General features: G+C 61.1%; 3 protein-coding genes and 1 pseudogene. All 4 read right to left on the bottom strand.

Going from position 1 to position 7,542, the window contains the following annotated elements:
* The coding region (gene brxL, locus AZH51_RS05380; RefSeq protein WP_291522105.1) for a BREX system Lon protease-like protein BrxL at positions 1-923 on the bottom strand (923 nt) is incomplete at its 3' end.
* Positions 924-935: 12 nt separating this feature from the next.
* Positions 936-3,431: a BREX-1 system phosphatase PglZ type A gene (pglZ, locus tag AZH51_RS05375; RefSeq protein WP_291522103.1), complete on the bottom strand. Its 2,496-nt coding sequence runs from the start codon at positions 3,429-3,431 to the stop codon at positions 936-938.
* Entirely contained in the window at positions 3,424-6,894 is a 3,471-nt protein-coding gene (gene pglX, locus AZH51_RS05370; RefSeq protein ID WP_291522101.1) for a BREX-1 system adenine-specific DNA-methyltransferase PglX, read from the bottom strand. Before pglX ends, pglZ begins: the two co-directional genes overlap by 8 nt.
* Positions 6,891-7,542: pseudogene (locus AZH51_RS05365) on the bottom strand (BREX system P-loop protein BrxC); the annotation flags it as partial. The pseudogene AZH51_RS05365 and the gene pglX, both read right to left, overlap by 4 nt.

Raw genomic sequence — 7,542 nt, 5'->3', positions numbered from 1 at the left:
TTTCCAGCGAACTCGTCGAAGGCCACGACGTCCCAGTAGCCGACCAGGCCGAGGCGGCCGTTGGAGTTGTTGACGAAGAGTTTGGGGACGGTGACCTCTCCACCGGAGATCAACATCCCGTGGGGCGAGAACTCCGAGAAGATGTGCGACTTTCCGGTGCCTTTGGGGCCGAGTTCGACAAGGTTGTAGTTGCGCTCGACGAACGGGATCAGCCGGACCAACTGTATGAGCTTGGCGCGGCGGCCGAAGAGTTCCGGGTTGAAACCTACGGACTGGATCAGCAGGTCGATCCATTCGTCGGTGGTGAACTCCCGGCGTGATGTGACGTAGCCGTCGAAATCGAAGTTGGAGAGCTGGATCGGCTTGATGGAGCCGAGAATCCACGGGACGACGCGGGCGTTGTCACTGTGCTGGTACTCGATGTCGCAGATGCACCACACGCCACCGACCAGAAGCTTCGGGTGAGCCTTGATTGTCGCTGGCGATACCAGGACCTGCTTGATGCCGAGGTTTGCGAACTCCGCCTCGTATGTGTCGTCCTTCTCGTTGAGCTGGACCTGCACCTTGTCGATGACTCGGTAGCGGCCCTTCTCACGGATGTTCGACTTGATCAGCTCGGCCTGGTTTCGGTGGACGTAGTGGTCCGCGAGGATCTTGCGAACGCTCTCGATGCCGGACTGGATCGTCGCCTCGTCGTCTGACGCGGCGTACTGCCCCAAGAGATACTCCAGTACGAAAGAGGGCACGATGGCGTTGCCCTTAACGGCCTTGACCAAGTCCTTACGGACGACGGCTCCGCCGAAGACCTCGTTGATCTTCTGATCGAGCGCGGACTTCACAGGCGCGCCCCCAGGAGCTGGCCCGTCATCGACGCCGTCGGGGAAATCGTCGACGGCCTCGGCGAGGTCAGTTTGTTCGGTCATCGCAGGAACCTCCTAGAAGTCGAAGTCCGTCGTGAACGAACGCTTAATGATGTAGCTGCCCTTCGAGAACGACTTCCACTGTGTCGTATTCGGGATGGGCTCCTCGAGACGCAACTCGACCGGGCGGTTGTTGAAGTCGTCGGCGTCCTGGGTCAGGTACAGGGTCGTCGACTGGTATCGCTGGCGCTGATCCTCGGATGGGCTGCCGAAGGTGAGGATCGGCTGGTCGGAGATCAGCGTGTCACCGACGTACAGGCCGAGGCGAACCTGGCGCGGCTGGACCTTGTCCGCTACCGGCTCCTGCTGAAGCAGCTTGACCGCAAGCTGGCCCGTTGTGATCTTGTCGGTTTCAGGCATGAGCTCGACGTTGACGCGGCGGACGTCGCTCTTGCGCTTCTTGTTGACCGTCACCACGGGGACGACGATCTCCTGGAGGGATGCGCCACCGTGGACGTAGCGTGTCCCGGCGCCGGGTAGCGGGATGCGGTGGATCGACCTCGGGATTTGGATATCGATGTCCCCAGCGAGACCGGCCTGGGCCGACGTGAACGTCATGAACGAAGGGGAAGGCTTCAGCGCCCGGCCCAGCACGTAGCGGCGGTTGATCTTCGTGACTGCATCACCCTGAGGTGACTCCGAGACGTAGTAAGACTTCTCCAGCGGGATGTCCTGATAGAGGAACCCGTGATCGGCCGTGAGCAGGATGTTGGTGGCGTTGGCGTTCGTCCACTTCTTCGCAAGGAGCAGCAACTCCCGGAGGGTCTCCTCGGCAGCCTCGAACACCGTCCGCTCTGTCGCCGCCTTGTCTCCGGCCGCGTCGATGCGATCGTGGTAGACGTAGAAGACTTGGTGCTGCTTGTAAAGCTCACGCAGCTCGTCGCCAGGCATCGCGAGTACGTCGGCGGCGGCGATCGCGTGCCCCTTGACCGCTTGTAGAACCTTGTCGCGGTTTGCGGTGCCGTTCGTAGGCTTCCCATCCGCGAGCACCGGCAGAGCGTTCGGATCGAGCTCAAGACTCGACTGCGGAAGTAGCGACGCCATGCCGAGTTGGGTGTAACTCGGCAACGATCCAAGCATCGCCGACAGCGATGCATCGAAGCGGTCTTCGCTACGGATCATTGATGCTAGTTCTTCAGCGACCTCGTAGCGCATGCCGTCCGAGATGATGACGACGACCTTGGTGCGTCCGTCCTTGACGATCGGGGCGACGTGACGGTCGAAGAACTTGGCCTGCGGTGCGAGAGCGGCAGACTTCCACTCGCCTGTGGGATCCAGTGTCTGCTGCCAGCGACCGCCGAAGTCGTAAAGGTACTTATTGGCGTATTGCTTGTCGACTTCGGTCTTGAGTGCTTCGAGGGGCTTCTGGAAGTCGGCGGTCTGATACGCGTGGGTGAACCACCGGTACTGCTGGTCGATGCGGAACCAGTCGGACTGGTACTTCTCAAGTCCGAGATCTGTCGAGGCGATCGCGTTCGGCAGGCCCGCAATGGAAGCCAGCAGTTCCGCAGCACTCTGAATGGCTTCGTAGAGCTTGGCGTACTTGGCCTTCCACAGGCTCTCCTGGCGCTGGCGCACCACGTCGGCAACTTCGCGTGGAGTCACCGACTGTGTCGCCACGGCAGCAGCGAGGTCGACGACCACCTTGCGGTCGATCTCCTCGAAGATCGTGACCTTGGCAAGATCGCGATAGCTGCGATGTTCGATCTTGGACTTGACGTCGAATGCCTGGGCAGCCCGCGAGGCGAGCTTCGTCATCATGGCCTGGCTGCGGACGTCGTAGCGAAGGCTGTTGAAGTCGCTTCGAACGTTGCGGAACTCGTCCGGAGTGGCGGAGGCGAAGTCCTCGATAGCCCGACTGAACATCCACAGGATGAAGTCATCCACGGTCGGCGTCTTGCTTGAGTACTTATAGATACTCGCGAGCCCCTCCCAGTAGAACTCGTCTAGGCCAAAGGTCGTCAGGTCCTCCCACTTGGCCGACTTGTCCACAGCATTCTCCGCGAGGAGCTCCCGAGTGATGTCGGTCAGCTTGTTTCCGGAAGCCTTGACGAGGACTTGGCACATCTTGGCCCGGAGACGGACGGCGTCGTCGCCCTCCGTTAGGAGCCTCTCCAGGTCCTGCTTACGACTGTTCGCAGCAAAGAACTTCTGGTGCTGCTCGATCACCGGGGCGAACTCTGGATCGTTGAGTCCGAGCTCCTGCAGGAGCATAGACGTCTTGTCGGCAGTGAAAACCCCGCCGTAGGCAAGCTCTAGGTCGAGGAGCCAGTTCGCCGTGCCGCGCTGCGTCTCCCCCACTCGGTAGACGAGGTAAGGGGTGACATGGTCGGCGAGGAGCGCACTCTTCACTGCGAACTCGTTGTCCTGCACTCGGAGAACCTTCGCCCCACCGAGGTCGAGTGCTTCGAGTTCGGCCGCGTACTCGCCCGCGGGGTCGAGCCAGAAGACGACTCGCCTGGCGGCGAGCCGCTTCCGGAGGGCGTCTTCAACGGAGGCCGGGTCAGTCACCAGATGCCTCCAGACCGGTGATCTTCTTCAGTGCAGCACCGAACTTCGGGTAGTTGACCTTGACCCCGTCGTCGAGGTCGATGATGACATTCTCAGAAGCCTTCGGGTAGAGCGTGTCGTGCTCGTACTCGTTCAGCTCAACGAGGATCTTGCGGAGCCGATCGCCTTCCTTCGCGTTCCCAGCGCGCTCCGCCTGCTGGAGGGCCGACTCCAGCTTCGTGACGTACTCCCGCAGATAGGTCAGGACCGTCGAGACCGTCGAGGGCGTGTAGCGGTGCATGTAAATCAGGGCGTTAAACGATCCCTTGGGGCTCGAGAAGAGCCAGTAGATCGGCCGCTTCCTGTAGCGCTGGACGTGGTCGTCGTAGAATTTCGACTTCCCAGCCCTGGTGATGAAATAGTCGCGCAGGTTCTTCACGCCGAGCGACTCGGTGACGAACCTCAAGTTCTCCTCGAAGTGCTGATCCCCGAAAGCCGTCCGGAGCAACTGCCGGAACAGCCCCACGACGTCGTCCTCGAACCAATCGCCGTTCACGATTGGGATCACATTGTCCGCGTCCGGCGTGAACGTCGGGCTCGGCACCTTCGCGAGGTAGTCCTGCAACGTCGCACCCTGGTCCGCGAGGATTAGGCCAGGCTCGTCGAGGCTGTAGCGACCGAACATGCAGCCAATGGCGTAGGCCACCAAATCTGAAACTGCATCGGCACACTGCGCGCTCGCTGCATCGTGCACGTTGGCCCGAGGGTAGGCGTAGGCAGCATTCACGCTCAACGAGATGACACGCGGATAGTCCGGGAGTCTGAACCAATCCGAAACGCCGTCAGGGTCTGCGAGAGTGTCCACCGCCACTTCCACGCTACGCAACTCGTCGACCTCGTCCCGCCACCGTGCAACAAGCGCATCGTAGGTGTGGCGCAGAGGTAGACCAGAATAAAAGTGGGTCAAGATTTCATTGCGTTCATACGCCATCGAGGTCTCTGACCGGTCAAAGTCTCGCCGAGACAGTTCAACCGCTCGCAGGGCGAGTTGCGCCATCGCGGCGCGGTCAAAATCTGGGACTGGAATCTTCGCAACGTCTCCTACTTGCGCGTGCATCGTCGAGTTGAGAGTCGAAAGGTACATCTGGAAAATACGAGAGTTTGAGTAGCCGAGCACCCAGTACATGTCTCCACCGTCTGGGTAGAAGCAATGACCCGAGATGTCATGGAAACTTCCAGAGGGAGAAAGACGAGCACTGAAGTCTCCACTCGTGAGGTCAGTCCAGGTGATCTTGGGGGCAAGGCCCCGATCGATAGTAAGTATCGTCGCATTGTTCTGACTGAGCACGTAGGCGGGATCGCCGTTGTAATGAAGCACGAGTTCGACGTTTCCGTACCAACGCCGGAACGGCCCGCCTTTCAGGTAGCTGATCCACTTGGACGTACCTGAAAGCGGCTCCGATGCCTCGGCGGCCGATACCTCCCACCACGAACGAAGGTATTTCGCGTTGTTCGATGTCTGCATGCCTACGCGAGGGGAAGCAATGTCGCCAAGTGAGGGTAGGCTGTTGAATGCACCTCGTGCCGCTTCGGGCAGCCAGTAGGCGAATGGGCTGCCTGGGATAGAGGCGAACGTATCTGCGGCGACCAAGAAGCAGCGCGATTCCTCGCCGCCACGAGCACATGACTGGAGTGCCGCCGACTTCAGCGCCTCAGATCCGAGGTCTGTAAGTCGAATGAACGTGGCGAGCTTCTCCTTAGCACCGGACTCGAGGACGAACGCGACCGTGGACACAACCTCGCCGCCGATACTGTCAAAAGCGCCTGTTCCCAAATGGGCCAGAGTTACTAACTCGGTCTCAGCAAGAAGCTTTGATCTCAAGTTCTCGTAGGTCGTGAGAGACATCCACGACTGCATAGTGATCATCGCTAAGTACCCGTGAACCGCAATCAATTCGAGCAACCGCTCTATGAAAGCCGAGTACAGATCGGCCTTGCTCGTCGGATAGCCGGACCTGAGTGCTCGTTGAAGTACGTTAGAGGTATTTCGCTGACCCATGTAGGGAGGGTTGGCTACGGCAACTGAGTAGCGACGGGCAAGGAACTCTGCTTGCCGGATTGCTTTCCAAGCCCACTCGATCGCGTCCGCTCTGTACATATCGCCCTGATCGTCCAGCGTCGCCAGGTGCTGTGCGAGGCGAGGGAGAAGAGTTGCGTCTGGGCGGACAAGCGATCCGAGGGTATGGGCCTCTGCGAACTGGTTCCAGAACGCCTCTTCTGCGTGGCGATCCCCACCCTTGGTCACGAGATAGCTCAACTCGTCAGAGCTGAAGGAGATCGGGTCGAGGACGCAGACGTTCGGCTCGACCGGGTTCTTGAGGAAGAGCTTGCGCTTGGCGCTGGCCTTCATCGTCAGGGCAAAGGCCGCCAAGGCTCCCGCTCGGGGGTCGATCTCGGTGCCATAGAGGTTGTTGGCGAGGATCAGGCCAGGGATCTCGGACGGCGCGTACCCCTCCTCCACGTAGATCGCGTAGAGGAGGTCGAAGGCGTAGGTGAGCATGTGGCCCGAGCCGCACGCAGGATCCATGACCTTGAGATCCTCAGGCTTGCCGATCTCGAGGAAATCGGTCTCCTCGTCGATCGGGGCGATGTAGTAATCCATCTGGCGTGCGAGACCCGACGACGGGCGGTTAAGCATCCAGAGACGGCCGAGGGAGTTCTCGACGAGGTAGCGAACGATCCAGTGCGGGGTGAACAGCTGGGTGGCTGCGGGGATCTCGTCGGCGCCGGCCTTCTTGTTCTTTTTGAATCCGGCGAAGACCTCGTCCTTCCGCTCGGAGATGTAAAACTGGTAGAGCCATCCGATGACTTCGACGTCTTGGCAAACGTCTTCGGTGAGCACCATGACGGACCGACTGAGGACCGAGTCGTCGGCGAGCAAGTTTGCCGGGATGAGCAGCTCCGTGTAGTCGCCCTCCCGCTCGAACATGAACGGCATGGCCATGTTCCAGAAACGGCAGTAGTCCGCAAGGAGCAGCGCGTACGCCTCGGCCTGGGCGTCGACGCCGGGGCGCGGCTGACGAGTGCTGTTTAGCAGCCCTGTGACCGTGCTCGCGCTGCTCCCGTTGACCACGTCGGTGTCGATCTGGCCACGCTTGGCCGCGGCGAGCACCTCGGGCTGGCCGACTTGATCGGTCGCAGGCGAGACGACACCGATCCCTGTGTACCCATTGGCATCCATGAACCGCAGCGCGATGATGCGGTTGAACCAGGTGTACGCGACCCTGTCGGCAACGTGTGCCCTCCCCGTGTCGCCTCCGCCGGCTCCGGCGATGGCCCGCTCCAGCGCGGTCACGGCCTTGGGCTGCTCCACGCGCTCGGGCGAGCCCTGGGCGAGCACAGCGGTGATCCGCGCGCCCACCTCGCGGATAAGTTCGGTACGCGCTGCGGTGGCAAACGACTTCAGCGGTGCGGTTTCTATCAAAGCGTGATTCGCTTTCCGTCGTTGAGGGTCTCGACGAGCGCAGCGCGCAGGGCGGCTAGATAGTTGTCCACATCGGCCTCGGATTCGAGGACCCCGGAGACGCCCGGGACATGGATCGTCTTGACCGACACCATCTGCTTCGGTGGCGGCGCACCGTTGCCTCCACCCCGCTGGGACGTGACGAGGCGACTGAGCAACTCCGGGTAGTCGTCCTGCTCGAAGGTCGATCCCACCTGGAGGATCAGCGCAATCTGGCTCTCGCCCATCAGCCGCTTGAGGATCTGGTCGATCCGACGGATGGCGCTCTCCTGTGAGTCAGAGGTGGCGTTGGCGTAGTAGGTGCTGGCGACGACCTCAGCCTTGCGTTCCTCGATCGCTGCGGTCACCTCGGCCCGCTTGTTGGAGACGGCGTCGTCGATCTGCCCTCGCAAGGTGTCGGCCACAGCTTTGAGCTGGTTCATCTTGCTGCCGCGGAACGCGTTGGTGTCCGCGAGGAGCGTCTTGACCGGGTCGGCGGTGCCGGCGGGCAGGTAGCCGAGATTTCCGGTGTTGGCGCTCAGAAGGGCGTCCGCCTCATCGAAGATCTTGGCCTGTTGGCCATTGAGGAAGGATTTGATCGGATCGACCAGGTCCTCCTTGGCCTCGATC

It is taken from the genome of Branchiibius sp. NY16-3462-2 (genome assembly GCF_001594145.1).
Classification (GTDB): domain Bacteria; phylum Actinomycetota; class Actinomycetes; order Actinomycetales; family Dermatophilaceae; genus Branchiibius.
The sequence above is the reverse complement of the archived record's forward strand: the minus strand, read 5'-3'. Positions and strand labels throughout refer to the sequence as shown.